At 69.4% G+C, this 24996-nt stretch carries 24 protein-coding genes and 1 pseudogene; 14 read left to right on the top strand and 11 right to left on the bottom strand.

Features of this window, described 5'->3' with window-relative positions; translation table 11 throughout:
* Positions 1 to 70 precede the first annotated feature (70 nt).
* Positions 71 to 1084, bottom strand: coding sequence for a ribosome small subunit-dependent GTPase A (rsgA, locus tag KOI47_RS27695; protein ID WP_216209379.1), 1014 nt, complete (start codon positions 1082 to 1084; stop codon positions 71 to 73).
* 178 nt (positions 1085 to 1262) lie between these two features.
* Between rsgA and KOI47_RS27690 the strand changes: the two are divergent.
* Together KOI47_RS27690 and KOI47_RS27685 are read left to right on the top strand one after the other, a co-directional pair.
* A pseudogene (locus KOI47_RS27690) lies at positions 1263 to 2089 on the top strand (SOS response-associated peptidase).
* Between the two features lie 5 nt (positions 2090 to 2094).
* Complete coding sequence (locus KOI47_RS27685; protein WP_216209377.1) at positions 2095 to 2706, top strand: alpha/beta hydrolase family protein; 612 nt, start codon at positions 2095 to 2097, stop codon at positions 2704 to 2706.
* Here the strand turns inward: KOI47_RS27685 and KOI47_RS27680 are convergent.
* Together KOI47_RS27680 and ybaK are read right to left on the bottom strand one after the other, a co-directional pair.
* Positions 2703 to 3242 carry a hypothetical protein gene (locus KOI47_RS27680; RefSeq protein WP_216209375.1) on the bottom strand — a complete coding sequence of 180 codons (540 nt, stop codon included), beginning with the start codon at positions 3240 to 3242 and terminating at the stop codon, positions 2703 to 2705. The two genes, KOI47_RS27685 and KOI47_RS27680, sit on opposite strands and share 4 nt — an antisense overlap.
* 76 nt (positions 3243 to 3318) lie before the next feature.
* Positions 3319 to 3795, bottom strand: a complete 477-nt coding sequence (ybaK, locus tag KOI47_RS27675; RefSeq protein ID WP_216209373.1) for a Cys-tRNA(Pro) deacylase — start codon at positions 3793 to 3795, stop codon at positions 3319 to 3321.
* A gap of 315 nt (positions 3796 to 4110) precedes the next feature.
* Here ybaK and KOI47_RS27670 point away from each other — a divergent pair, with 315 nt between their 5' ends.
* Together KOI47_RS27670 and rsrA are read left to right on the top strand one after the other, a co-directional pair.
* Complete coding sequence (locus KOI47_RS27670) at positions 4111 to 4695, top strand: sigma-70 family RNA polymerase sigma factor (protein ID WP_232376928.1); 585 nt, start codon at positions 4111 to 4113, stop codon at positions 4693 to 4695.
* A complete protein-coding gene (rsrA, locus tag KOI47_RS27665) occupies positions 4692 to 5009 on the top strand; it encodes a mycothiol system anti-sigma-R factor (RefSeq protein WP_216209369.1) in 318 nt (105 codons plus the stop codon). The genes KOI47_RS27670 and rsrA overlap by 4 nt, the downstream gene beginning before the upstream one ends.
* A gap of 75 nt (positions 5010 to 5084) precedes the next feature.
* On the opposite strand, the gene KOI47_RS36535 is transcribed toward rsrA, so the two are convergent.
* Positions 5085 to 5159: a 50S ribosomal protein bL37 gene (locus KOI47_RS36535; protein WP_408629955.1), complete on the bottom strand. Its 75-nt coding sequence runs from the start codon at positions 5157 to 5159 to the stop codon at positions 5085 to 5087.
* 134 nt (positions 5160 to 5293) lie between these two features.
* Between KOI47_RS36535 and KOI47_RS27660 the strand changes: the two genes are divergently transcribed.
* Positions 5294 to 6835 carry a sensor histidine kinase gene (locus tag KOI47_RS27660; protein WP_216209367.1) on the top strand — a complete coding sequence of 514 codons (1542 nt, stop codon included), beginning with the start codon at positions 5294 to 5296 and terminating at the stop codon, positions 6833 to 6835.
* Between the two features lie 109 nt (positions 6836 to 6944).
* Here KOI47_RS27660 and KOI47_RS27655 read toward each other — a convergent pair whose 3' ends face one another.
* Positions 6945 to 7199, bottom strand: a complete 255-nt coding sequence (locus KOI47_RS27655; RefSeq protein WP_216209365.1) for a WhiB family transcriptional regulator — start codon at positions 7197 to 7199, stop codon at positions 6945 to 6947.
* Between the two features lie 277 nt (positions 7200 to 7476).
* Complete coding sequence (locus tag KOI47_RS27650; RefSeq protein ID WP_216209364.1) at positions 7477 to 8403, bottom strand: diacylglycerol/lipid kinase family protein; 927 nt, start codon at positions 8401 to 8403, stop codon at positions 7477 to 7479.
* 283 nt (positions 8404 to 8686) lie between these two features.
* On the opposite strand from KOI47_RS27650, the gene KOI47_RS27645 reads away from it, so the two are divergent.
* Positions 8687 to 9208 (top strand): hypothetical protein, encoded by a 522-nt coding sequence (locus KOI47_RS27645; protein WP_232376295.1) that lies wholly within the window; start codon positions 8687 to 8689, stop codon positions 9206 to 9208.
* Positions 9209 to 9221: 13 nt separating this feature from the next.
* Here the strand turns inward: KOI47_RS27645 and KOI47_RS27640 are convergent, their stop codons facing one another.
* Together KOI47_RS27640 and KOI47_RS27635 are read right to left on the bottom strand one after the other, a co-directional pair.
* Positions 9222 to 9695, bottom strand: coding sequence for a GNAT family N-acetyltransferase (locus KOI47_RS27640; RefSeq protein WP_216209362.1), 474 nt, complete (start codon positions 9693 to 9695; stop codon positions 9222 to 9224).
* Between the two features lies 1 nt (position 9696).
* Positions 9697 to 10296: a histidine phosphatase family protein gene (locus KOI47_RS27635; protein WP_216209360.1), complete on the bottom strand. Its 600-nt coding sequence runs from the start codon at positions 10294 to 10296 to the stop codon at positions 9697 to 9699.
* A 60-nt stretch (positions 10297 to 10356) separates the two neighbouring features.
* On the opposite strand from KOI47_RS27635, the gene KOI47_RS27630 reads away from it, so the two are divergent.
* Entirely contained in the window at positions 10357 to 10827 is a 471-nt protein-coding gene (locus KOI47_RS27630; protein ID WP_216209358.1) for a hotdog fold domain-containing protein, read from the top strand.
* A gap of 38 nt (positions 10828 to 10865) precedes the next feature.
* Complete coding sequence (locus KOI47_RS27625) at positions 10866 to 12425, top strand: GMC oxidoreductase (RefSeq protein ID WP_408629954.1); 1560 nt, start codon at positions 10866 to 10868, stop codon at positions 12423 to 12425.
* Here KOI47_RS27625 and KOI47_RS27620 read toward each other — a convergent pair.
* Complete coding sequence (locus KOI47_RS27620) at positions 12401 to 13003, bottom strand: dTDP-4-dehydrorhamnose 3,5-epimerase family protein (RefSeq protein ID WP_216209356.1); 603 nt, start codon at positions 13001 to 13003, stop codon at positions 12401 to 12403. The two genes, KOI47_RS27625 and KOI47_RS27620, sit on opposite strands and share 25 nt — an antisense overlap.
* A 342-nt stretch (positions 13004 to 13345) precedes the next feature.
* Between KOI47_RS27620 and KOI47_RS27615 the strand changes: the two genes are divergently transcribed.
* The 6 genes from KOI47_RS27615 (at position 13346) to KOI47_RS27590 (ending at position 20072) form a co-directional block, all read left to right on the top strand.
* A complete protein-coding gene (locus KOI47_RS27615; protein ID WP_216209353.1) occupies positions 13346 to 14575 on the top strand; it encodes an NAD(P)-dependent malic enzyme in 1230 nt (409 codons plus the stop codon).
* 89 nt (positions 14576 to 14664) lie between these two features.
* Positions 14665 to 15765 carry an ABC transporter ATP-binding protein gene (locus tag KOI47_RS27610; protein WP_216209351.1) on the top strand — a complete coding sequence of 367 codons (1101 nt, stop codon included), beginning with the start codon at positions 14665 to 14667 and terminating at the stop codon, positions 15763 to 15765.
* Positions 15758 to 16441, top strand: a complete 684-nt coding sequence (locus KOI47_RS27605; RefSeq protein ID WP_216209350.1) for an ABC transporter permease — start codon at positions 15758 to 15760, stop codon at positions 16439 to 16441. The genes KOI47_RS27610 and KOI47_RS27605 overlap by 8 nt, the downstream gene beginning before the upstream one ends.
* Positions 16438 to 17127: an ABC transporter permease gene (locus KOI47_RS27600; protein ID WP_216209348.1), complete on the top strand. Its 690-nt coding sequence runs from the start codon at positions 16438 to 16440 to the stop codon at positions 17125 to 17127. The genes KOI47_RS27605 and KOI47_RS27600 overlap by 4 nt, the downstream gene beginning before the upstream one ends.
* Positions 17127 to 18032 carry an ABC transporter substrate-binding protein gene (locus KOI47_RS27595; protein ID WP_216209346.1) on the top strand — a complete coding sequence of 302 codons (906 nt, stop codon included), beginning with the start codon at positions 17127 to 17129 and terminating at the stop codon, positions 18030 to 18032. The genes KOI47_RS27600 and KOI47_RS27595 overlap by 1 nt, the downstream gene beginning before the upstream one ends.
* Positions 18033 to 18533: 501 nt before the next feature.
* Positions 18534 to 20072: a S8 family peptidase gene (locus KOI47_RS27590; RefSeq protein ID WP_232376294.1), complete on the top strand. Its 1539-nt coding sequence runs from the start codon at positions 18534 to 18536 to the stop codon at positions 20070 to 20072.
* 90 nt (positions 20073 to 20162) lie between these two features.
* Here the strand turns inward: KOI47_RS27590 and KOI47_RS27585 are convergent, their stop codons facing one another.
* Positions 20163 to 21020 carry an SAM-dependent methyltransferase gene (locus tag KOI47_RS27585; protein ID WP_216209344.1) on the bottom strand — a complete coding sequence of 286 codons (858 nt, stop codon included), beginning with the start codon at positions 21018 to 21020 and terminating at the stop codon, positions 20163 to 20165.
* A 120-nt stretch (positions 21021 to 21140) separates the two neighbouring features.
* Entirely contained in the window at positions 21141 to 24857 is a 3717-nt protein-coding gene (locus KOI47_RS27580) for a multifunctional oxoglutarate decarboxylase/oxoglutarate dehydrogenase thiamine pyrophosphate-binding subunit/dihydrolipoyllysine-residue succinyltransferase subunit (protein ID WP_216209342.1), read from the bottom strand.
* Between the last annotated feature and the right edge of the window lie 139 nt (positions 24858 to 24996).

The raw sequence follows: 24996 nt of genomic DNA, 5'->3' as shown, positions 1-24996 counted from the left end.
CGTCTGAACCGCCTCCATGGTTTCATGCCCGCGATCACTCCGTGGACTTCGGCCGGAAAAGTTCGGCCGGTCACGGTTCGATGCCCGCGCGTGAGGACAGCAATCTGCGCAGGGAGGCCAGCCTGCCCGCGGTGGCAGCGGTGCTGGTGTCCTCGGCCAGCACGGCGTCCAGTGCGCAGTCCGGATCGCCCGGCGGGCCGAGGTGCCCGCAGCCGGAGGGGCACTCCTCGGCGGCCTCGGCGAACTCGGGGAAGGCACCGACGATGTCGTCGGCGGTCACATGGGCCAGGCCGAAGGACCGGATCCCCGGCGTGTCCACCACCCAGCCGCCGTCGGGCAGGGCCAGCGCGACCGCCCCGACCGAGGTGTGCCTCCCCTTGCCGATCGCGCTGACCACGCCGGTGGCCAGGTCCGCTTCCGGCACCATGCGGTTGACCAGGGTGGACTTGCCCACCCCTGAGTGCCCGACCAGGGCCGACACCCGGCCGCGCAGCCGTTCGGCCAGCTCGGGTGAGTCCTCGTCGTGCCGGGTGACCACCGCGGGCACCGCCAGGTCCGCGTAACCGGCCAGCAGCTCGTCCGGCGTGGCGAGGTCGGCCTTGGTCAGGCAGAGCAGGGGCTCGAGCCCACCCGTGTAGCAGGCGACGAGGCAGCGGTCGATGAACCCGGTCCGCGGTGGCGGGTCGGCCAGCGCGGTGACGATCAGCAGTTGCTCCGCGTTGGCGACCACGATGCGCTCGTAGGGGTCGGTATCGTCCGCGGTCCTGCGCAGCACGCTGCTGCGCTCGTCAACCCGCACGATCCTGGCCAGGGTGTCCGGCCTGCCGCTGACGTCGCCGACCAGCCGCACGTTGTCCCCGACCACCACCGGCGTCCGCCCGAGTTCGCGGGCGCGCATGGCGGTCACCACCCGGTCCGGGTCGCAGTCCACCGCGCAGGTCCACCGGCCCCGGTCCACGGCGAGCACCATCGCGGCTGCCGCGTCGGCGTGGGCTGGACGGAGCTTGCTGCGCGGTCTGCTGCCCTTGCCAGGGCGTACCCGGACGTCGGACTCGTCCAGCGTGCGCCAGTCCCTGCGGGCCAAACCCCTCCATCCCTCCTGCGGGTTCCCTGCGGCGACTCGGTTCGCCGCGCAGTGACGATGATCCCCCATCGGGCCGGGCGGGCCAACGCGCGTGACTCGCGATCTGTCGGTGGGCCGTGCCAGGATGTTTCGCACCAGGGCAGACGTGCACCTCACCGGGTGAAGAGGAGGTCGGCCGATGTGTGGCCGTTACGCCGCGACGAAGAACCCGGCCAAGCTGGCCGCCGAGTTCGACGCGGTCGACGGGACGGAGGGTGCTGCCCCGTCCGAGAACTACTCGCCGAACTACAACGTCGCGCCGACGAAGAACGTGCTGACCGTGGTGCAGCGGCATCCGCGAGACGACGAGGGCAAGGTCCTCGAGGACGAGCCCGCCGTGCGCAGCATCCGGGTGATGCGCTGGGGCCTGGTGCCGTTCTGGGCCAAGGACCCCGCCGTGGGCAACCGCATGATCAACACCAGGGCGGAGTCGGCCATGGAGAAGCCCGCCTTCCGTAAGGCGCTCAGCCGCCGTCGCTGCCTGATCCCGCGGACGGCTGGTTCGAGTGGCGGGTGTCGCCGGGAGCCGGCCAGCACGGCGAGCAGAAGACCGACAAGAAGAAGGCACCCAAGGACCCGTTCTTCATGACCACCCGGGACGGCTCCTCGCTGGCGATGGCGGGGCTCTGGGAGACCTGGCGTGATCCGAAGGCCGACCCGGACGCGCCGCCACTGATCACCTGTTCGGTCATCACCACGGACGCGGTCGGCCAGCTCGCCGACATCCACCACCGGATGCCGCTGCTGATGCCGAGCACGTCCTGGGCGACCTGGCTCGACCCGGACACCACGGAGGTCACCGGCCTGCTGGGCGAGCCGGATCGGGACCTGGTGGACCGGCTGGAGTTGCGCCCGGTTTCCACCAAGGTGAACAACGTCCGCAACAACGGGCCCGAGCTCATCGAGCGGGTGGACCCGGAGCCCGCCGACCTGGATGGCGGGCTGTTCGACCTGCCGACCAGCTAGCGTCCATGACCCGCCTGGAGATCGACACCGTGCACGGCCCCGCGCGTGCCGAGCTGCACTGTGCCGAGGAGGGGGTCGCGGCGCTGCTGCTCGGCCACGGCGCGGGTGGCGGGATCGACGCCCCGGACCTGGTGGCCGCCACCAGGGCGGCCCAGGCCGCCGGGGTGCATGTCGCGCTGGTCGAGCAGCCGTACCGGGTCGCCGGCAGGCGGGCGCCCGCACCGGCGAACCAGCTGGACACCGCCTGGCTGACGGTGGCCGAGGAGCTGTCCGGCCGGTGGTTCGACGACCTGCCCATGGTGTTCGGGGGCCGGTCCTCGGGCGCCAGGGTGGCCTGCCGCACGGCGGCCGCCGCGCAGGTGGCCGCGGTGCTGTGCCTGGCCTTCCCGCTGCACCCGCCAGGCAAGCCGGAGAAGACCCGGCAGGCCGAGCTGGACGCCGTGGAGGTACCGGCCCTGATCGTGCAGGGGGAGCGGGACCCGTTCGGCCGCCCGGAGGCGGGCAACCACCACGAGCTGGTCCTGCTCGATGGGGACCACAGCCTGCGCGCCGACCTGGACGGGATCGCCAGGGCCACCGGTGAATGGCTCGGACGGGTGCTGCGCCCGCTGGTCTAGCGGGTTCCCCTCCGTCGCCGGTAGTGCACGGTGACCACGGCCAGCAGCGGGCCCCAGAGCAGCAGCGGGGCGTAGCAGGCGGTCATCAGCACGCTGTAGGCGCCGTCCTGCACCAGTGCGACGTTCGGCATGTCGGCGCTGGGATCGCCCCAGCTCAGCGCCCATTGGCCGATCATAACGGTGACCGCGACGGCGCCCAGCAGGGCCGGGATGATCGCCGCCAGCGGCGGGATCCGCCTGCCACCCAGCGCCGGTACCCAGCGCGGAATCGTCTCACCCCAGCGCTGCACCAGCCCGAGTGTCAGCAGCGCGAAACCCTGGGCCAGGACGCTGAGCCCGAACACGTAGGCCGTCCCCGATCCGGGGATGTCCAGCGCGCGCAGCTCGGCCTCGGTGAAGCCCAGCGGGACCTGCAGGCCCAGTGCGATCCGCCACAGGCAGGACGGCACCGTGCTCAGCGCCGCCGCGTACGCGGCCACCTTCGCCCAGCGCGGGACGGCCACCGTGCCGGCGGTCACGGTACTCGCGGTCGTCATGCGGTCACGATCGCGTTCCCGGTCCGGTGCACGCCTCCCGCGCGCAGGGGAGGGGCTCCCTCCTGCGGGGAGGCCATCAGCAGGCGATCTCGGCGACCACGGCCCCGGTGAGCCGGATCAGGTCGGCAGGGGCCAGCTCCACCTCGAGCCCGCGCCTGCCTGCCGAGCAGTGCACCGTGTCGAACAGCTCGGCGGTGGCGTCCACCACGATGGGCAGGTTGCCGCGCTGCCCGAGCGGGGAGATCCCGCCTGCCACGTAGCCGGTGGCGCGCTGGGCCGCCGCCACCTCGGCCATCCTGGCCTTCTTGCCGCCCACCGCCGCGGCCAGCGCCTTGAGATCGAGCTGGCCGGTGACCGGAACCACACCCACGGTCAGCGTGCCGTCCACCTCGGCGACCAGGGTCTTGAACACCCGTTCGGGGTCCAGGCCGAGCGCCTCGGCCGCCTCCGCGCCGTAGGAGTCCTGTCGCGGGTCGTGTTCGTAGGAGTGCAGCGCATGCCACACCTGCCGCTTCGCCAGCAGGGCGGTCGCCGGGGTGCCTTTGCCTGCCACGGACGCCAGCGTAGAGCGCGCCCATGGCGGGTTCGACCGGGAATTCGGCCGGGGCGGCCGGTGTTGGTACCGGATGTGCTGACCGAAGTTGCTCCGAAGACCGTCCGTGCCGCGCGATCGGCCGCGTCCGGCTCCCGGCCTGACGTGCGCGTATCCTCGGAACTGTCGTATGCGTATCCGGTCACGGATACCACCCGCAGGTCGCGGGGCGTCGACGCCGACCAGGAGGGGAACGGTTTGCCGAGTACACAGCAGCCCGCGGAGCCCACGGTCGACAGCACTGTCGACACCGACTCCGCGAGCGGCACGGAAGACATCCGGGAGCGGGTCGAGCGGTTCGAGCGGGACGCCATGCCCCTGCTGGACCAGCTCTACTCGGCGGCGATGCGGATGACGCGCAACCCCGCCGATGCCGAGGACCTGGTTCAGGAGACCTACCTGAAGGCCTATGCGGCGTTCGCCTCCTTCAAGAAGGGCACGAACCTCAAGGCCTGGCTGTACCGCATCCTGACCAACACCTACATCAACAGCTACCGCAAGCGGCAGCGCCAGCCGCAGCAGCAGTCCACCGACGAGATCACCGACTGGCAGCTCGCCAAGGCGGAGAGCCACACCTCCAGCGGCCTGCGTTCGGCCGAGGTGGAGGCGATGGACAACCTGCCGGACGTGGACGTCAAGGCGGCGCTGCAGAAGCTGCCGGAGGACTTCCGGCTCGCGGTGTACCTTGCCGATGTCGAGGGCTTCGCGTACAAGGAAATCGCTGAGATCATGGAAACACCCATCGGCACCGTGATGTCCCGCCTGCACCGTGGCCGCGCCCAGCTGCGTGACCTGCTGGCGGATGTGGCGAGGGAGCGTGGTTTCATCCGTTCGGCCAAGCAGGAGGTGGCTGGGCGATGAGCAATGCCTGCGGAGACTCGGACAAGGTCAGCTGCGAGGAGGCACTGGCCGAGATCTACCTGCTGCTGGACCAGGAATGCAGCAAGGAGCACGAGGCGCAGCTGCGCAAGCATCTCGAGGACTGCCCACCCTGCCTCGAGGAGTACGGGATCGACGAGCAGCTCAAGCTGCTGCTGGCCCGCAAGTGCGGCGGTGAGCACGCTCCGGACGAGTTGAAGAGCAGGCTGCGGGCCTCCATCCGGCGGACCGTGGAGGAACGCGCCGGGCACCTGGTGGAGCGCACCGAGGTGAACGTGGAGCGGCGCGTCGAGTAGTGGCTGGCCCGTGCCAGGAACACCGCGGCCCCGGTACCGAGGGTGGTACCGGGGCCGTCGTCTGCCGGGACAGCCTCAGCTGTTCGGCTTCTTGCCGTGGTTCGCGCCGTTCTTCTTCCTGGCGCGACGCTTCCGGGCGCGCTTCGACATCTTCACTCCTTTACGACAACTCACCCAGTGTGTCATGTGCCCTGCTCCGCAGGTCCCTGGCCCGCCAGCCGGGTCCGGTCTGGTTGTATGGACCTGATAGTCCCCTGCCGAGAACGAGGGGTGGGTAGGCGAAATTGTCCACACTAGCCGAACTGCTCGCCGAGCACACCGGCCTCTCCGGCGAGGCCGCCGACCACCTGCAGCTGGTGGTCGCCGAATGGCAGCTGCTCGCCGACCTCTCTTTCGCGGACTTCCTGCTCTGGGTGCCGGTGGACGCCGGTGAGCAGCAGGCCGAGGCCGCAGCCTCGGATCCGGACCGGCTGGGCGAGCCGGAGGGCACCGACGACTTCGTGTGCGTGGCGCAGGCCCGGCCGACCACCGCGCCCACCGCCCATCCGGAGGACGTGGTCGGTACCCGGTTCACCACGGCGGACCACCCGCAGCTGTCCAGGGCCATCCGGGAGGCCCGGATCTGCCGGGAGGAGGATCCGCACTGGTACCTGGACCTGCCGATGCGGCGGGAGGCGATCCCGGTCAGCTTCGGGGACACGGTGATCGCCGTGCTCAGCAGGGAGACCAACCTGGCCGCACCGCGGGTGCCGAGCCCGCTGGAGATCGCCTATCTGGGCAGCGCGGCGGATCTGTGCCAGATGATCGCCGATGGGACCTTCCCCAGCGCGGGCAGGCCGACCGATGTGCATACCAGTCCCCGGGTCGGGGACGGCCTGATCCGGCTGGACTCCGCGGGTGGGGTGGTGTTCGCCAGCCCGAACGGGCTTTCCGCCTATCACCGGATGGGACACGAGTCCGATCTGGTCGGAGTGCGGCTGGCCCCGCTGACCCGTTCGCTGATCCGGGACCCGTTCGACGCCACCGAGGTTTCCCATCGCGTTCTCGACGCACTGGACGGCAAGCCGAGCAGCCGGATCGAAGTGGACTCCCGGCGCGGGGCCGTGGTGCTGTTCCGCGCCCTGCCGTTGCGGCCGGCCGGGCAGCCCGCAGGCGCGCTGGTTCTGGTCCGCGATGTGACGGAGGTGAAGCGCCGCGACCGCGCACTGATGTCCAAGGACGCCACCATCCGGGAGATCCACCATCGGGTGAAGAACAACCTGCAGACGGTGGCGGCCTTGCTGCGGCTGCAATCCCGGCGAACGTCCAATCAGGAGGCTCGGCACGCGCTCAGCGACTCGGTGCGCAGGGTGACCTCGATCGCGATGGTGCACGAGGCGCTGTCGATGTCCGTGGACGAGCGGGTGGACCTGGACAAGCTGCTGGACAACGTGCTGCCCATGGTCGGCGAGGTGGCCACCGCGGAACCGCATGTGAGCCTGGAGCGCAGCGGGTCCTTCGGGGTGGTGGCCGCGGAGATCGCCACCCCGCTGGTGATGGTGCTGACCGAGCTGGTGCAGAACGCGATGGGGCACGCCTTCCCGGACAGCAGGCCGGGCAAGGTAGAGATCACTGTGGAGCGTTCGGCACGCCGGATGGATGTACTGATCCGGGACGACGGCCAGGGGCTGCCCGCCGGGTTCTCCCTGGAGCGGGCGGACGGGCTCGGCCTGCAGATCGTGCGAACCCTGGTGGAGTCCGAGCTCTGCGGCTCGCTGTCGCTGCGCGGCCCGCGTTCCGGCGGGACCGAGGCGGCCCTGCGGATCCCGCTCAGCCGCCGCCTCTGATCCCCGGAATGCCCAATGGGGTTACGGAGACGTTCGAGGGCCGGCACCCGTGGGTGCCGGCCCTCGTAACGTTTACCGCGGCGGGTGCGGTAAAAGCCCGTAATGCTGATCAGGCGTTGCTGCGCGTACCGATGTGCGCGCGACGGCGCTTCAGCGCACGACGCTCTTCCTCGCTCATACCGCCCCACACGCCGGCGTCCTGGCCGCTGGCCAGTGCCCAGGCCAAGCAGTCCGACGCGACAGTGCAGCGGTGGCACACAGCTTTAGCCTGGGCGATCTGCGAGATCGCAGGACCGCTCGTTCCCACGGGGAAGAACAGTTCGGGGTCCTCGTCTCGGCAGGCCGCGCGGTGGCGCCAGTCCATTTCTGTGAGCTCCTTATGAGGGCGCGGTGCTCCGCGCCGCAGTCGTCAATGGCGGTCGTTTTTGGGTGCTTGTGAATGCTTTCACGAAGCACCGGCTTCGACAAGTGTTTTCTGGAGATCGGTGAGTCAGCTCACCCGGCCGGGCGACTGCCTGACCTGCGGTTTCTGCCCGAATCGACGCTCAAAGCCGGAAGTGCGATGCGGTGAGCGGAGCGTCTCCGTCGATGAGCGGCTGATCAAGTTTGTTGCAGGTGATCGGCAGTGGTCTCGCCAACCCTCAGCACACGACGGTCAGCGCGTTCGGCACGCTGATGAACTCCACCGTGGTTCGCTGGCCGACCAGGTCACCGTCCACCTGGAAGTTTACCGGCTCCGCCGCGTCGATCCGGACCATCGGCAGGTCGTCCCGGCGTAGCAGTTGCTTACCGCGGTGCTTGCTCTTGCTGCGCAGCGCCTGCCGCAGGTGCCGCAGCACGGTGAACGGCCGGAGGCTGCGCAGCGCGAACAGGCCGAGGCCGGTGTCGAAGGAGCAGCCGGTGTTGAGATGGACCGGCCGGGCGCCGAGGTAGCTCCACGGGTCGGTGTTGGAGACGAAGGCCGTGACCACCCCGACGGCTTCCTCGCCGGGCAGGCGCACGGTCAGCGGCGGCCTGCCCCGCGGCGGGCGCAGGTAACAGGCGACCGCGGCGCGCAGGTACAGCCCGGGGCTGGTGCGCTTGCCCCGCCTGCGGTCCACCCCGGCGACCACGTCTGCGTCCCAGCCGAGGCCGGCGTTGAAGGTGAACCAGCGGTCGTCGGCCACGCCCAGCCCCACCCGGGTGGTGCGCCGCTCCTCGATGGCATGCAGCAGCTGGTGGGTGGCCTCGAGCGGATCACGCGGATGGCCGAGGGCGCGGGCGAAGACGTTCGCCGAACCGCCGGGCACCACGCCGAGCATGGGTACCGATTCGTATACCCCCGGTCGGGGCGGAGTGTCCGCGAGCAGTCCGTTCACGACCTCGTTGACCGTGCCGTCACCGCCATGCGCGACCACGAGGTCGATTCCGTCCCTGGCGGCCGATCGGGCGACATCCCGCGCGTGCCCGCGATGATCCGTCTCGACGACGTCGAGCTTCACCTCGCTCGCGAGCGCGTGTGCCAGGACATCGCGGCCACCTGGGGTGGTCGCGGTCGCCTGCGGATTCACGACGAGGACGGCACGCATTACTGCAGAGTAAGTGACCGCGCCACCTGAACGGAGTACACGCGGGCCTCACTTCCTGCGAGTCTCGTCACGTCCTCGGCCTGACGTCTGGTCCCTGTGCCTGGTCCCTGCCGGTGGTCCTCCTTCGCCCAGAGCGATGGCGCCTGCGTCGTGACAAGTGCACCCGGGCCGACCGCCCGCTCGCCGACGACACCCCAAGTCTTGCCCCTCGGCGGCCGGGCGAAAACGGCCGACCGGGTGGCATACCATCGAATGTGTTCACCCTCGGTCATCCACCGCCTGGATGGCCGGACCCGATCGGCCGTCCGGAAGGCCAGAGTCCGTGCCCTTCACCGACAAGATCTCTCCGGCGCCCGGCGAGGTCCGCCTCGCCGGTGTGCTCACCGCACTGCCCGGGCTGGCCATGCTCGCCCTCGCCGTCCTGCTGCTGGTCAGCTCCTTCACCGGCAGCAGCGAGGTGGGCGGCAACAACGTCTACGCCGAGGCCGGGTACTACTTCGTGCTCGCGGCGGGCACCCTCGCCTGCGCGGCTGGCCTGCTGCTCGGCAAGACCTGGGCCCGCTCCCCAGGGGTGGTGGTGGCCCTGATCATGGCCGGCGTCGGCTGGTACGCCACCGGGCCCTCGCACCAGCCCGGGTACGGGATCCCGCTGCTCGCGGCGGGGGTACTGACGGTGGTGCTGCTGTTTCGCAGGCGGTCCCGTGCCTGGGTGCTCGGCCAGGAGGTGGGGGAGACCGAGGAGGAGGCGGCCCGCAGGGATGGTGCCGCTGGCCGGGCCGCCCGCCGGGAGCGCGAGGACGACTGAACCCACCGGTCGCCTACTGGGCGCCGAGCTCGCGCAGCGGCCCCTCGGTGAGCCGGTAGACGGTCCACTCGTCCATCGGCACCGCGCCGAGGGACTTGTAGAACTCGGTGGCCGGGTTCCAGTTCAGCACCCACCACTCCAGCCGGGCATAGCCACGGCGCACGCACTCCCCGGCCAGGGCGGCCAGCAGTGCCTTGCCCAGCCCGGTGCCGCGCCGGGACGGGCGCACGTACAGGTCCTCGAGGTAGATCCCGTGCACCCCGCGCCAGGTGGAGAAGTTCAGGAACCACAGGGCGAACCCCACGACCTCGCCGTCCACCTCGGCCACGTGCCCGAACAGCGCGGGGGACTCGGCGAACAGCGCGGCGCGCAGCTGCCCGGCCTCCAGGTGGCACTCGTGCGGGGCCTTCTCGTACTCGGCCAGCTCATGGACCAGCTCCACCACGGTGTCCACATCGGACTCGCGGACCCGTCGAATCTGCTGCACGTCAACCCCTCTGGCAAGCCGGAACGTTCAGGTGCCGGATCTGTGGCGTACCCCGCTCGGCACCGAGCACGCTGATACCTGCGGGCCCCAGCGCGAAGCGCACCCCGTCACTCGCGGACATCCCGAGCCAGCAGGCGACCAGCACCCGGCTGAAGTGGCCGTGGCCGACCAGGATCACCTCGGTGTCCTCCAGCAGGTCGCCGATCCGGGTGATCAGCGTACGCGCGCGCTGGGTGACCTGGGCGGAGGTCTCGCCTCCCCGGCTGGGATGCGACCACACCGTCCACCCAGGCACGGTCCGGCGGATCTCCGCGGTGGTGCGGCCCTCGTACTCGCCGTAGTCCCACTCCGCCAGCTCCTCGGTGACCTCGCCGGGGTGCAGCCCGGCCAGCTCGGCCGTGCGCATCGCCCGGCTGCGCGGGCTGGCCAGCACCACCGGTTCCGGCGCATCGGGGTCGCGCAGCCTGCCGAGCGTCTCGCCCGCCCCGCGCGCCTGCCGTTCGCCGGCCGCGGTCAGCGGGATGTCGGTGCGTCCGGTGTGCCGCCCGGTGGCTGACCACTCCGTCTCGCCGTGTCGCAGGAGGTAGAGCGCGTTTCGCATGTTGCGAATATAGCTACCGACATGCTTTGCTACTGACGAGTAACCTTCGAGGGAGTGAGTATGGCGCGGAATCCGACCTTTGCGATGTGGACCAGGCTGGCGGCCAAACCGGGCGGGCGGCAGCTGTTCTCCGCGGCGATGTGCCTGCGGGTGCCGTACTTCCGCACCGTGCTGCCCTCGGTGCGCGAGCTGCGGCCCGGCTACTGCGCGGTGAGTGCCCCCAAATGGTGGGGTGTGTACAACCACATCGGCACCTTCCACGCGATCGCGGCCTGCAACCTCGCCGAGATCGCCATGGGCATGCTGGCCGAGGCCACGGTGCCGGACACGCACCGGTGGCTGCCCAAAGGAATGACGGTGAACTACGTCGCCAAGGCCGAGACCGGGCTCACCGCGGTGGCCGAGCTGTCCGCGATCCCCGAGTTCGGCGCGGAGGGCGCCGACCTCGAGGTTCCGGTCACCATCTCGGACAAGGCGGGCAAGCCGGTGGTGACCGGCACCATCACCATCTGGGTTACCCGGAAGAAGTAGCGGCAGCAAAATGTGAGGTAAACGGCGTTTACTGAACTATTGCGGATGCCCTCAGCAGCGGTGATGCTGGGGAGGTGAGGTGTTCCCCGAGATCCTGGCCCGCCGTCGTGATCGGCTCCGGTTACGGGGCCGCGGTGGCCGCGCTGCGGCTCACCGAGGCCGGTGTGCCCACTCTGATGCTGGAGATGGGGCAGTCCTGGTCCGGTGGGCAGGGCGCGTCCTTCTGCGGGATGCGGTCCCCGGACGAGCGCTCGACCTGGTTCGCCGAGCGCACCAGGGCCCCGCTGGCCAGCTTCCTGTGGATGGACCTTGCCAACCGGGACATCCGCAGGCACGCCGGCGTGCTGGACCGGGTGGACTTCGCAGGGATGTCGGTCTACGTCGGGCGCGGAGTGGGCGGCGGGTCGCTGGTCAACGGGGCGATGGCGGTCACCCCGCGGCGGGACTACCTTGCCGAGCTGCTGCCCTGCCTCGACCTGCCGGAGATGTACCGCACCTACTTCCCGCGGGCGCAGGCCGAACTCGGCGTGAACGAGATCGACCCGGACTGGTTCGAGACCTGCCGCTCGTACGCCTACGCCCGGCTCTCCCGCAGGCAGGCGCACCGGGCCGGGCTGACCACCACCTTCGTGCCCAGCGTGTACGACTTCGACTACCTGCGCCAGGAGGAGGAAGGCGCGGTCCCGCGCTCGGCGCTGGCCGCCGAGGTGATCTACGGCAACAACCACGGCAAGCGCTCGCTGGACAAGACCTACCTCGCCGCCGCGCTGCGCACCGGCAACCTGACCATCCGCCCGCTGCACGAGGTCAGGGAGATCGGGCTGGAGCCGGACGGCAGGTACACGCTGACCGCGCGGGAGATCGACGCGGAGGGCACCCTGCTCGGCATCCGGCGGTTCGGCGCCGACCGCCTCTTCCTGGGGGCCGGCAGCCTCGGCTCCACCGAACTGCTGCTGCGGGCGCGGGAGACCGGAAGGCTGCCGGGGCTGAGCGCGGAGATCGGCCAGGGCTGGGGCGGCAACGGCAACGTCATGCTGGGCCGGGCCAACCACATGTGGAACACCACCGGCAGGCTGCAGTCCGCCATGCCCGCGCTGGGCATCGACAACTGGGACGACCCCGAGCACCCGGTCTTCGCCGAGGTGGCGCCGGTGCCGGTCGGGGTGGAGACCTGGCTGAGCCTCTACCTCGCGATCACCAGGAACCCCGAGCGCGGGTGGTTCGGCTACGACCCGGCCACCGACTCCGCACGACTGCACTGGTCAGCAACGCAGGGGCAGCCGTCCATCGAGGCGGTCAAGGCCACCTTCGGCCGGATCAACCGGGCCAACCGCACGATCTACCGCTACGACCTGTTCGGCGGCACCCGCCCGTTCGAGGACCGGTTCACCTACCACCCGCTCGGCGGGGCCGTGCTCGGCAGGGCGACGGATGCCTACGGCCGGGTGCGCGGCCACCGCAACCTCTACGTCACCGACGGCGCGCTCATCCCCGGCAGCACCGGGGTGAACCCGTTCGTCACCATCACCGCGCTGGCCGAGCGCAACCTCGAGCGGGTGCTGGCCGAGGATCTTCACCCCGCGCGCAGCTTCTCGTAGTGCGCAACGCAGTCGGCGTACCAGGGCAGCAGGCCGCTCGCCTCGGCCTCGGCCAGGGTGGGCGCCGCGGCGTCCTTCTCCGACAGCACCGGGGTGAGCTCGGCGGGCCATGGCAGGTTCAGCGCCGGGTCCAGGGGGTTGATGCCGTGCTCGGCCCGCGGGTTGTAGCCCACCGAGCACAGGTAGCACATCGCCGTGTTGTCCTCCAGCGCGATGAACGCGTGGCCCAGCCCTTCCGCCAGGTACATGGCGCGGAACTCGGTGTCGTCCAGCCGGACGGCGTCCCAGCGGCCGAAGGTCGGCGAGCCCACCCGCACGTCCACCACCACGTCCAGCAGGCTCCCCCTGGCGCAGTAGATGTACTTGGCCTGGCCGGGCGGGGTGTCGGCGAAATGCACACCACGGATGGCGCCGCGGACCGAGATGCTGTGGTTGGTCTGCGCGACATGCAGTGGGTGGCCGATCGCCTCCTGTAGGGCGGGTTCCTGCAGCGGGGCCACGAACAGCCCGCGGTCGTCGGAAAACCTCGGCGGGATGAACTCGTAGGCGTCCCGCACGTCCAGCTCACGCACCTGCATGGTCCCACCTTAGCCAGCGCCCCGCGGCCAGCCCGCGCCCCGATGGGTGCCTGTCGCAAGCCGGACGGACGTCTTCCATTCCGCTCGTTGACCTGCGGAAAGGGCGGAAAAGATGTGACATCCCCCGCACCACCGGGCCACAAGCCGCACGCGTACTGTCACACTGAACCAACCGCCGCGTTGCGGTCACGCCTCACCATGGGCCGAGTCGACGCCAACGCCTCGCCGGCAGCCCGCGCTACCGCGCCGGGCAGCTGCGCTGGAGGGAAACCCGATTCCACCGGGGATACATGTATCCGTGAGCCAGGTAGGCCGCGACCCGAACCGACGACAGGAACAATGATGAACGACCAGGTCAGCATGGACACCGCCGACGAGACCTCGCCGCGGGTGGCCGGCGAGGCCGCGCCGGTGACCGACGCCGAGGTGTTCCGGGGGCATGAGGGCGGCAAACTCTCGGTGGCCGCTGAGCGTCCGATCGCGCAGCCGCGTGACCTGTCCATCGCGTACACGCCAGGGGTGGCCAAGGTGAGCAGGGCGATCGCCGAGGACGCCGCGCTGGCCCAGCGCTACACCTGGGCCGACCGCCTGGTGGCCGTGGTGAGCGACGGCACCGCCGTGCTCGGGCTCGGCGATATCGGCGCCAGCGCCTCGCTGCCGGTGATGGAGGGCAAGTCGGTGCTGTTCAAGAGCTTCGCCGGGCTGAACTCCATCCCGCTGGTGCTGGACACCACCGATGTGGACGAGATCGTCGAGACCCTGGTGCGGCTGCGCCCCTCCTTCGGCGCGGTGAACCTGGAGGACATCTCCGCCCCCCGCTGCTTCGAGCTGGAGGAGAAGGTCAAGGAGGCGCTGGACTGCCCGGTCATGCACGACGACCAGCACGGCACCGCGATCGTGGTGCTGGCCGCGCTGCGCGGGGCGAACCTGGTGCTGGACCGGGCCGTTGCCGACCAGCGGGTGGTGATCTCCGGCGCCGGTGCGGCGGGCGTGGCCTGCGCACGCATCCTGCAGGCCGCAGGGGTCGGCGATGTCACCGTGCTGGACTCGCGGGGCATCATCCACCCCGGCCGGGACAACCTGAACCCGGTGAAGGAGGAGCTGGCGACCACCACCAACCGCACCGGCCTGCGCGGCGGGCTCGCCGATGCGCTGTGTGGCGCGGACGTGTTCATCGGCCTTTCCGGGTCGACCATCGAGGAGTCCCTGCTGGCGACCATGGCCGAGGACGCGATCGTGTTCGCGCTGTCCAATCCGGACCCCGAGGTGCATCCCGACGTCGCCGCCCGGCACGCCGCCGTGGTGGCCACCGGGCGCAGCGACTTCCCGAACCAGATCAACAATGTGCTGGCCTTCCCCGGGGTCTTCCGCGGGGCGCTGGACGCCGGTGCGCGGGCGATCACCGAGAACATGAAGCTGGCCGCGGCCGACGCGATCGCCGGGGTCGCCGCCGACCGGCTCTCCGCCAAGCACATCGTGCCCAGCCCGCTGGACCCGCGGGTGGCCCCCGAGGTGGCCGCCGCCGTGGCCAAGGCCGCGGAGAGCGACGGCGTGGTCCCCACCACCTCCTGACCCGCCCCGGTGGTGGGAAAGGCTGCGCTGGGTTGGCGATCTGGGCTAGGGTGCTTCGACCCGTGCGTGCCGACCGAGGGGAGTGACGCGTGGGCATCGAGTACCGGGGCGTGAGCAAGCGGTATCCGGGCGGTGTCACGGCCGTGGACGAGCTCAGCCTGACCGTCGAGGACGGCACGGTCACCGTGCTGGTGGGCCCCTCCGGTTGCGGCAAGACCACCTCGTTGCGCATGATCAACCGAATGGTCGAGCCCACCGAGGGCACCATCCTGTTGGACGGCAAGGACATCCGCGACTCCGAACCGGCGCTGCTGCGCAGGGGCATCGGCTACGTGATCCAGCATGCCGGCCTGTTTCCACATCGGACCGTGCTGCACAACGTCGCCACCGTGCCACTGCTCGCTGGCTGGGACCGGGGCAGGGCCCGCAAACGGGCGGCGGAGCTGCTGGAGACGGTCGGCCTGCCGGCGGAACTGGCCAAGCGCTATCCCGCGCAGCTGTCCGGCGGGCAGCAGCAACGGGTCGGCGTCGCCCGCGCGCTCGCGGCCGACGCACCGGTGCTGCTGATGGACGAGCCGTTCTCCGCGGTCGACCCGGTGGTGCGCGAGGGGCTACAGGACGAACTGCTGCGGCTGCAGTCCCAGCTGGGCAAGACCATCGTGTTCGTCACGCACGACATCGACGAGGCGATCCGGCTCGGCGACAAGGTCGCGATCCTGCGCGAGGGCGGAAAGCTCGCGCAGTACGGGACGCCCGCGCAGCTGCTGCGGCACCCGGTGGACGACTTCGTCGCCTCCTTCGTCGGCAAGGACCGCGGCTATCGCGGCCTTTCCTTCCTGCCTGGCAGCGCGGTACCGGTGGCGGAGGTGGCCACGGCCACGCTCGGCGGCACCCCGCCCGCCACGCGTTCGCAGTGGCTGCTCGCGGTGAACGACGCGGGCGAACCGCGCGGCTGGCTGCCGCCGGATTCCACTGTGGATGGTCTGCTGGCCGAGCGGGACCTGGTTGCGGGTGGCTCGCTGTACCAGCGGGGTGCGCCGCTGCGCGGTGCCATGGACGCCGCGCTGTCCTCCCCGGCCGGCCTCGGGGTGGTGGTGGACGAGCGGGGCCGCGCGATCGGCACGGTGACCGCGCGGCAGGTGCTCGACGTGATCGAGAACCAGCCCGAGGGCGTCGGCTCCGATGGGTAGCTTCCTCGACGAGCTCGGCCGCTACCTGGCCAACGCCAACAACCAGGCGCGGCTGCTGGACATGCTGCTGGAGCACATGTACCTCGCGCTGGTGCCGCTGGCCTGCGGCGTGCTGCTGGCGATCGGCGCGGGCTGGCTCGGTACCCGGCTGCCTGCCGCGCGCGGGGTGCTGCTCGTACTGGGGAACGTGCTCTACACCGTGCCCTCGCTTGCCCTGTTCGTGGTGATCCCCGGGCTGATCGGTACCCAGATGCTGGACAGCGCGAACGTGGTCATCGCGCTCACCATCTACACCGCGGCGCTGCTGGTGCGGCCGGTGCTGGACGCACTGGACGCCGTGCCGCAGCATGTGATCGCCGCGGCGACCGCGATGGGCTATCCCCGGGCCCGGCGGTTCCTCGGGGTGGAGCTGCCACTGGCCGTGCCGGTGCTCGCGGCGGGCGTCCGGGTGGCATCGGTGAGCAACATCAGCCTGGTCAGCGTGGGCGCGCTGATCGGAACCGGCGGCCTCGGCGTGCTGTTCACCGACGGGTTCCCGCGGATGTACTTCGCACCGGTCGTGGTGGGCATCGTGCTGACCCTGTTGCTGGCGCTGGTGGTCGACTTCCTGCTGGTGCTGGTACGGCGCTGGCTGACGCCGTGGCTGCGTGCGCAACCTGGTGGTGAGGAAGCATGATCGCGGAAATGTTCGGCTTCCTCGGTGATCCGGCGAACTGGGTCGACCATCTGTTCGAGCACCTGGAGCTCACCTTCGTCTCGCTCGGGCTGGCTCTGCTCATCGCCTTTCCCATCGGCCTGTTCGTCGGCGAAACAGGCCGGGGAGGCACCGTACTGGTCGGATTCAGCAACGCCATGCGCGCCTTGCCGACCCTGGGGCTGGTCACGTTCATGTTCATGATCTTCTACGTGACCTTCCCCGGCGAGACCATCACCTACCCTGCCGCTGTCATCGGGTTGGTGGTGCTGGCGATACCGGCGGTCCTGGCGGGCACCTACGCCGGGGTGCAGGCGTGCGACCCTGCGGTGGCCGACGCCTCCCTTGGGGTCGGAATGACCCGCTGGCAGCGACTGTGGCAGGTCAAGGTGCCGATCGCGTTGCCGGTCATGCTCGGCGGGGTCCGGAACGCGGTCCTGCAACTGGTGTCCACCGTGACGGTCGCGGCCTATATCAGTGCGGGCGGACTCGGCCGCATATTGCTCGATGGTCTGGCCAACCGCGATTACGATCAGGTTGTCGCGGGAGCTGTCCTGACCGCGCTGCTGGCCATTGCGCTCGACCTTGTTCTTGCCGGACTGCAACGATTGATCGTGTCACCCGGGGTGGCGCTGGCGACCACGAGTCGGATCGAAGGAGACAGGTAATGAGAAGGTCAGTTGTCGTAGCTATCGCCTCCCTCGCGTTGCTTGCCACCGGCTGTGGCGGGGATCCGATGAAGTCCGAAGGGCAGGACGGGGCGGGCGAGGGTGCCAGCGGGGAAATCATCATCGGCTCGTTCAATTTCGGCGAGAGCCGGGTGCTGGCGCATGTCTACGCGGAGATGCTGCGCGGCGCCGGTGCGGAGAATGTCACCGTTCCATCGTCCCTCGGTAGCCGCGAGGTCGTGGTCAAGGCATTGCAGGACGGTTCGATCAACCTGATTCCGGAATACAGCGGAAACCTGCTGCGTCACTTCGACAAGGAGACCGAGGCTTCCACCTCGGAAGAGGTCTACACGCAGCTGGGAGACAAGCTGCCGGAGCCCTTCCAGGTGCTCGAGCAGGCGGCCGCGGAGAACAAGGACAAACTGGTGATCAGCCAGGAACTGGCTGGCACCGGGATCAACACGATCTCCGACCTGGCCCCGCGCTGCGGCGAACTGGTCTTCGGTGGGCCCGGCGAATGGGCGAAGCGCTGGGAGGAGACAATCAAGCAGCTCTACGGCTGCGAGTTCGCCGAGATCACTGTTACCGATACCGGTGGCCCGGTTACCGTCTCCGCGTTGAAGTCCGGCCAGATCGATGTGGGCGCGCTGTTCTCCACCGACCCGGCTGTTCAGCAGAACGGTTTTGTGGCCCTCGATGACGACAAGAACATGTTCCCGGCGCAGAATGTGCTGCCGCTTACCAAGCAGAATGTGTTGAGCGAAGAGCAGAAGCAGGCGCTCAACTCGGTGTCCGCGGTGCTGACGACGGAGAAACTGACCCAGATCAATGTCGAGCTGGACGTGAACAAGCGCAACCCGGTGGACATCGCGCAGGAGTTCCTCAAGTCCAACGACCTGCTGTAGATCAGGCTCCTGACGCTCACCCCGCGGCGCCGGACGGCGGGCCCGTCATCCACTCCAGGCCGGGCCCGGTGCGCGCCGCGCCGGGGCCCGGCCTCGCCCGCGACCCGGTGGTGACCGAGATCAACGCGGAAAAACCTACTTTCGGACGGGTCCGTTGGGGTGCAGGCATATTACCGGCATGGCCGATAATCGCTCGTTAACAGAAGAGTTAATGTCACGATGTGTTTTGAACGCCGCGCGCCGATCCGCTGTTTTCCCTTGGTACGCCGCTTGTATTCCGGCGCGTAGGCAGGCTAGGTAACTGTGTGTTGCCCTACCTCCCAGCGCGGGTAATATCAAGATCTTCCTTCGGGTAAGAGGTGGACTTACGCTGTGCTGACACGTTCAGGTTGAACGTGTTCTACCCCTAGAGACGGGCGGTTCGTCACCCGGACCGTCCAGTCGACCCTGCCTAGGAGGAATGATTCCGTGCGGGAAATCAGAAGGAACACAAGAAGAGGCTTGGCGGGCCTCGGTATCACCGCTGCCGCGGCTGTGGTCACGGCGCTGACCGCGAACGCCCCGGCGGCGGCCGCGGAGGGCACGATTCTCGGCGTGGGCGGCGCCGACGCAATCGAGGGCAGCTACATCGTCGTGCTCGCGGACGGTGTTTCCACCCAGTCGGTGCACTCTCTTGCCAACGAGTACGGCGGCACCGTGCAGCGGACCTACACCAGCGCACTGCGCGGGTTCGCCGCGACGATGAGCGAGACGCAGGCCAAGCGGACGGCGGCGGATCCCGCGGTGGCTTACGTGGAGCAGGACCGGGTCGTCACGCTGTCCGCGGACCAGCAGAACCCGCCGTCCTGGGGCCTGGACCGGGTCGACCAGCGGGATCTACCGCTGGATGACGTCTACAGCTACAGCACCGAGGCCAGCAACGTCAGTGCCTACATCATCGACACCGGGATCCAGATCTCGCACAACGACTTCGGCGGCCGCGCCCAGCACGGCTACGACTTCGTGGACAACGACGCCAACGCCAGCGACTGCAACGGGCACGGCACCCACGTCGCGGGCACCGTCGGCGGTGCCGCGCACGGTGTCGCCAAGGGTGTCTCGCTGTACGGCGTGCGGGTGCTGAACTGCCAGGGTTCCGGCAGCTACTCCGGCGTGATCGACGGCATCGACTGGGTCACCGACAACGCCGCGAAACCCGCCGTGGCCAACATGAGCCTCGGCGGCGGCGCCTCGACCGCGGTGGACGACGCCGTGCGCCGTTCGATCTCCTCCGGTGTGACCTACGCGCTGGCGGCAGGCAACGACTACGGCGCCAACGCCTGCAACACCTCGCCTGCCCGTACCCGGGAGGCGATCACCGTCGGCTCCACCACGAGTAGCGACTCCCGGTCCGGGTTCTCCAACATCGGTAGCTGCCTGGACATCTTCGCTCCCGGGTCGAGCATTACCTCCACCTGGATCGGCGGGAACAACGCCACCAACACCATCAGCGGTACCTCCATGGCCACCCCGCATGTGGCAGGCGGTGCCGCGCTGTACCTCGCGGACAACCCCTCGGCGAGCCCGCAGCAGGTGCGCGACGCGCTGGTGCAGAACGGTACCCAGGGCAAGGTGGGCAACCCGGGCTCCGGCTCGCCCAACGTGCTGCTCTACACCGGCAGCGGGAGCAACCCGCCCGACCCGGAGCCGACCGACTGCGACCCGGTCAGCAACGGCAGCCAGGTGAACATCCCGGACGCCGGTGCCGCGGTGACCAGTTCGGTGACCGTCTCCGGCTGTGACCGCGCCGGCTCCACCGACGCGAAGGTGGAGGTGCACATCCAGCACACCTACCGTGGTGACCTGGTGATCGACCTGGTGGCCCCGGACGGGAGCAGCTACCGGCTGAAGGGCAGTGGCTTCGACTCCGCCGACGACGTGCACGAGACCTACCCGGTCAACCTGAGCAGCGAGGATGCCAACGGCACCTGGAAGCTCCGGGTGCAGGACGTGTACTCGCGGGACATCGGCCACATCGAGTCCTGGACCTTCACCCCGTGATGTGATCGCCAGACCTGAGCGGCCCGCGCACGACGGCACGTACCGGCGTCCCACCAGGGGCGCCGGTACGTGCCTGCTGTACTGGCTCGCCTACGGCTTGCGGCCGACGATCGCGCCGACCACCTGCTGGCACTGGTTCAGCGGCCGCACCTTGGGGCCGTCCGGCCACCACTGGGCGCACGGCACGACGTCCGCCGCCATACCCGGCTGCGGTTCGATGATCTCCAGGCCGGGCATCATCGAGCGGATCTGCGCGCGGGTGCGGAAGTACCCCGAGCCCATCGGGCTGTTGGTGAAGATCTCTTCCATGCGCCGGGCCAGCGCGGTCAGCTCCGGGGTCTCGGGGTCGAGGAAGTGGCTCAGCGCCACCCAGGACCCGGAGGGCAGCGGGTCGATCCAGGCGGCCATGAGCTCGGCGTAGTCCTCGCCGGGGTAGTGGTGCATGGTCGAGGAGTGGATCAGCCCGACCGGCTCGCCGAGGTCGATGTGGTGCTGGATCGTGTCGTGCGCGTACACCTCGTCCGGCTTGTAGATGTCGGCCTGGGCGAAGTAGGTGTCGACGCTACCGCTTTCGTCGAGCAGCGCTTGTGCGTGCGCGAACACCACGGGGTCGTTGTCGATGTAGACCACCTTGGCATCCCGGTTGGTGCGGGCGACCACCTGGTGCACGTTCTCCGAGGTCGGCAGGCCGGATCCGCAGTCGATGAGCTGCGGCACCCTGGCTTCCTGGACGAGGAACCGCACGGCGCGGATGAGCCAGTTGCGGTTGTCCTGGGCCGTGTCCTGGACCTCGGGGGCGTGCTGGCGCACCTGACCGATGATCTCGCGGTCGATCTGGTAGTTGTCCTTACCGCCGAGCGCGGCGTCGTAGACGCGGGCGATGCTCGCGCGGTTGGGGTCGACACCGACCGGCACGGAGCTGGGTGCTGGGGTATCGGTGCTGGTCATGGCGAGTCAAGCTCCTTCGGGCTGACAGCGACGCGCGGGATGGGGACCACTGTAGCGGTCCGGGCGCGCTGCGTGCACATGCGCCGGACGGGGTGCCCACCCCGTCCGGCGCACCCACGATCAGCTGAAGGCCTTGTCGATGAGCGCCTTCTGCTCCACGTCGTGCACCTTGGAGGAGCCCGCCGAGGGGGCCGCCATCGGGCGGCGGGCGGCCACCTGGAGCCCACCGAACAGTTCGGGCAGCTTGCGGGGCAGGTTCAGCCCGAAGAAGGGCCATGCGCCCTGGTTCTCCGGCTCCTCCTGGGCCCACATGATCTCCCTGGCGTTCGCGTACCGCTCGACCGCGGCCTGCAGCTTCTTCTTCGGCAGCGGGTAGTACTGCTCGACCCGCACCAGCGCCACGTCGTCGATCTCCCGCTTGCCGCGCTCGGTCAGCAGCTCCCAGTACAGCTTGCCGGAGGTCAGCAGCACCTTGCGGACCTTGGCCGGGTCCACCCCGTCGTCGTCGATGACGGAGAGGAACTTCGACTGGTCGGTGAAGTCGGCGACCTCGGACTTCACCAGCTTGTCGCGCAGCAGCCGCTTCGGGGTGAACACCACCAGCGGCCGGTTCACCCCGTCCAGGGCGTGCCTGCGCAGCAGGTGGAAGTAGTTCGCCGGGGTGGAGGGGACCGACACCGTCATCGAGCCCTCGGCGCACAGCTGCAGGAACCGCTCGATCCGGCCCGAGGTGTGGTCCGGACCCTGGCCCTCGTGCCCGTGCGGCAGCAGCAGCACCACATCGGACAGCTGCCCCCACTTCGCCTCACCGGAGGAGATGTACTCGTCGATCACGGTCTGCGCGCCGTTGACGAAGTCGCCGAACTGCGCCTCCCACATCACCAGCGCCTCCGCGTTGGCGACCGAGTAGCCGTACTCGAAGCCGACGGCCGCGTACTCCGAAAGCGCCGAGTCGTAGATCATCACCCGGCCCTGGTTCTCCGCAAGGTGCTGTAGCGGCGCGTACTCCTGGCCGGTCTTGCGGTCGATCAGCACCGAGTGCCGCTGGGTGAAGGTGCCGCGCCGGGAGTCCTGCCCGGACAGCCGCACCAGCCTGCCCTCGATCGCCAGCGAGCCGAAGGCGAGCAGCTCGCCGAAGGCCCAGTCGATGCCGCCCTCGCGGGTCATCTTGTACCGCCGCTCCAGCACCGGCTTGACCCGCGGGTGCGGGGTGAAGCCCTCCGGCAGGTTGACGAACGCGTCGCCGATCCGCTCCACCACCTCCCTGGTGACCGCGGTCGGCACCTTGGCCGGCACCTGCTGCTCCTCCTCCACCGAGGGGCTGGGCGTGATCGGGTGCTTCTCCAGCTCCCGCACCTCGTTGAAGACGTGCTCGAGCTGGCTGGAGAAGTCCCGCAGCGCGGCCTCGGCCTCGTCGACGGAGATGTCCCCGCGACCGATCAGCGACTCGGTGTAGGTCTTACGCACGCTGCGCTTGGTGTCGATGATGTCGTACATCCCCGGCTGGGTCATCGAGGGATCGTCGCCCTCGTTGTGCCCGCGCCGCCGGTAGCAGATCATGTCGATCACGACGTCCTTGTTGAACGCCTGGCGGTAGTCCACCGCGAGCTGGGCCACCCAGTACGCCGCCTCGGGGTCGTCCCCGTTCACGTGGAAGACCGGTGCCCCGATCATCTTCGCCACATCGGTTGCGTACTGCGTGGACCGGGCGTTCTCCGGCGCCGTGGTGTAGCCGACCTGGTTGTTGATAATGATGTGCACGGTGCCGCCGGTGCGGTAGCCGCGCAGCAGCGCCAGGTTCAGCGTCTCGGCGACCACGCCCTGCCCGGCGAAGGCCGCGTCCCCGTGCAGCAGCACCGGCAGCACGGTGAAGCCCTCGCCGCCCTTGTCCAGGATGTCCTGCTTGGCCCTGGCGATGCCCTCCAGCACCGGGTCCACGGTCTCCAGGTGCGAGGGGTTGGAGGCCAGCGACACCTTGGTCTCGCCGTCACCGAACATCCGGAAGTACTTGCCCTCGGCGCCGAGGTGGTACTTGACGTCCCCGGAGCCGTGCGCCTGCCCCGGGTCCAGGTTGCCCTCGAACTCCTGGAAGATCTGCGCGATCGGCTTGCCGACGATGTTGGCGAGCACGTTCAGCCTGCCGCGGTGCGGCATGCCGATCACGACCTCGTCCAGCTCGTGCTCGGCCGCCTTGTCCAGCACGGTGTCCAGCAGCGGGATCACCGTTTCGCCACCTTCGAGGGAGAACCGCTTCTGCCCGACGTACTTGGTCTGCAGGAAGGTCTCGAAGGCCTCGGCCGCGTTCAGCTTGGACAGCACGTACTTCTGCACCGCGGGGTCGGGCTTGTCGTGCGGGATCTCCACCCGGTCCTGGATCCAGCGCCGCTCGTCCGGATCGAGGATGTGCGTGTACTCGATACCCACCGTGCGGCAGTAGGAGTTGCGCAGCACGCCGAGCACGTCGCGCAGCTTCATCCGTTCCTGGCTGGCGAACCCGCCGACCGCGAACTCCCGGTCCAGGTCCCACAGGGTGAGCCCGTGCGAGAGCACGTCCAGGTCCTCGTGCCTGCGCTGCCGGTAGTTCAGCGGGTCGGTGTCGGCCATCAGGTGGCCGCGCATCCGGTAGGCCTCGATCAGCTCGATCACCCTGGCCGTCTTGTCGACGGCGCCCTCCGGGATGTCCTCGACCCAGCGCACCGGCTCGTAGGGCAGCCGCAGCGAGGTGAAGATGTCGTCGTAGAAGCGGTCCTCGCCGAGCAGCAGCTGGTGGATCCGCTTCAGGAACTCACCGGACTCGGCACCCTGGATGATCCGGTGGTCGTAGGTCGAGGTGAGCGTCATGATCTTGCTCACGCCGAGGTCGATCAGGGTCTTCTCGCTGGTGCCCTCGAACGCGGCCGGGTACTGCATGGCGCCGACGCCGATGATCGCGCCCTGGCCGGACTGCAACCGCGGCACCGAGTGGTTGGTGCCGATGCCGCCGGGGTTGGTCAGCGAGATGGTGGTGCCCGCGAAGTCGTCCGCGGTGAGCTTGTTGTTGCGCGCCTTGCGGACGATGTCCTCGTACGCCTGCCAGAACTGCAGGAACGTCATGTTCTCGGTGTTCTTGATGGACGCCACGACCAGGGTGCGAGACCCGTCCTTGCCCTTCATGTCGATGGCGAGGCCGAGGTTGATGTGCTCCGGGCTGACCGCGTGCGGCTTGCCGTCGACCAGTTCGTAGTGCCGGTTCATGTTCGGGAACTGGTGCAGCGCGCGGACCATCGCGTAGCCGATCAGGTGGGTGAAGGAGATCTTGCCACCCCGGGTCCGCTTGAGGTGGTTGTTGATCACGATCCGGTTGTCGGCCATCAGCTTGGCAGGGACCGCCCGCACGCTGGTCGCGGTGGGGACGCTCAGCGAGGCGTCCATGTTCTTCGCGATCGCCGCCGCAGCACCGCGCAGGGCCTTGCGCTCGGTCTCGTCCGAAGCCGCGGAGCTTCCCGAACTCCCCGAACCCGGGGCCTGCTTGGCCGGCGTCGCTTTGGGCTGTGCGGGCTGCGCCTTGGGCTGCTCCTTCGCCGGCGCCTGCTGGGCGGGCCGGGCCTGTTCGGCTGGCGCCTGCTGCTGCGGCTCGGGTCGTGCCGGCGCGGCCGGGCCCTGACCGTTGTACGAAGCGGTGCTCGTCTCACCCGACGGGGTCGATGTCGACTGCCCGGCCTGCGTCGGGGTGAAGTCGGCGAAGAAGTCGTGCCAGGCGGCATCTACTGAGGAGGGGTCGGCGAGGAACTGGTCGTACATTTCCTCGACGAGCCATTCGTTGGGGCCGAACTGTGACGCAGGGCTGCTGCTGGACACGGCAGAGACTCGCCTCTATCCATACTCGATCTGGTGTCTGTGGATGTTGCCTGCGCGTGGGAGGACACGGGTGGTCAGGCCGTGACACCCGTGTCCAACTGCGCGCTTACCAGGCTAACCCCCTCGCGTGGCTCAGTGT

This window comes from Amycolatopsis aidingensis (assembly GCF_018885265.1).
Classification (GTDB): Bacteria; Actinomycetota; Actinomycetes; order Mycobacteriales; family Pseudonocardiaceae; genus Amycolatopsis; species Amycolatopsis aidingensis.
Note: the sequence above shows the minus strand (reverse complement) of the source record. Positions and strands in the feature narration are given on the sequence as shown.

Coding starts and splice junctions, on each gene's coding strand:
- KOI47_RS27650 (WP_216209364.1), bottom strand. CDS start 8,403: ATGCGTGCCGTCCTCGTCGTGAATCCGCAGGCGACCGCGACCACCCCA.
- KOI47_RS27635 (WP_216209360.1), bottom strand. CDS start 10,296: ATGCGAAACGCGCTCTACCTCCTGCGACACGGCGAGACGGAGTGGTCA.
- KOI47_RS27655 (WP_216209365.1), bottom strand. CDS start 7,199: ATGGACTGGCGCCACCGCGCGGCCTGCCGAGACGAGGACCCCGAACTG.
- KOI47_RS27620 (WP_216209356.1), bottom strand. CDS start 13,003: ATGCAGGTGCGTGAGCTGGACGTGCGGGACGCCTACGAGTTCATCCCG.
- KOI47_RS27680 (WP_216209375.1), bottom strand. CDS start 3,242: ATGACGACCGCGAGTACCGTGACCGCCGGCACGGTGGCCGTCCCGCGC.
- KOI47_RS27585 (WP_216209344.1), bottom strand. CDS start 21,020: ATGACCAGCACCGATACCCCAGCACCCAGCTCCGTGCCGGTCGGTGTC.
- KOI47_RS27615 (WP_216209353.1), top strand. CDS start 13,346: ATGAACGACCAGGTCAGCATGGACACCGCCGACGAGACCTCGCCGCGG.
- KOI47_RS27595 (WP_216209346.1), top strand. CDS start 17,127: ATGAGAAGGTCAGTTGTCGTAGCTATCGCCTCCCTCGCGTTGCTTGCC.
- rsrA (WP_216209369.1), top strand. CDS start 4,692: ATGAGCAATGCCTGCGGAGACTCGGACAAGGTCAGCTGCGAGGAGGCA.
- KOI47_RS27605 (WP_216209350.1), top strand. CDS start 15,758: ATGGGTAGCTTCCTCGACGAGCTCGGCCGCTACCTGGCCAACGCCAAC.
- KOI47_RS27645 (WP_232376295.1), top strand. CDS start 8,687: ATGGCCGGACCCGATCGGCCGTCCGGAAGGCCAGAGTCCGTGCCCTTC.
- KOI47_RS27630 (WP_216209358.1), top strand. CDS start 10,357: ATGGCGCGGAATCCGACCTTTGCGATGTGGACCAGGCTGGCGGCCAAA.
- KOI47_RS27685 (WP_216209377.1), top strand. CDS start 2,095: ATGACCCGCCTGGAGATCGACACCGTGCACGGCCCCGCGCGTGCCGAG.
- KOI47_RS27600 (WP_216209348.1), top strand. CDS start 16,438: ATGATCGCGGAAATGTTCGGCTTCCTCGGTGATCCGGCGAACTGGGTC.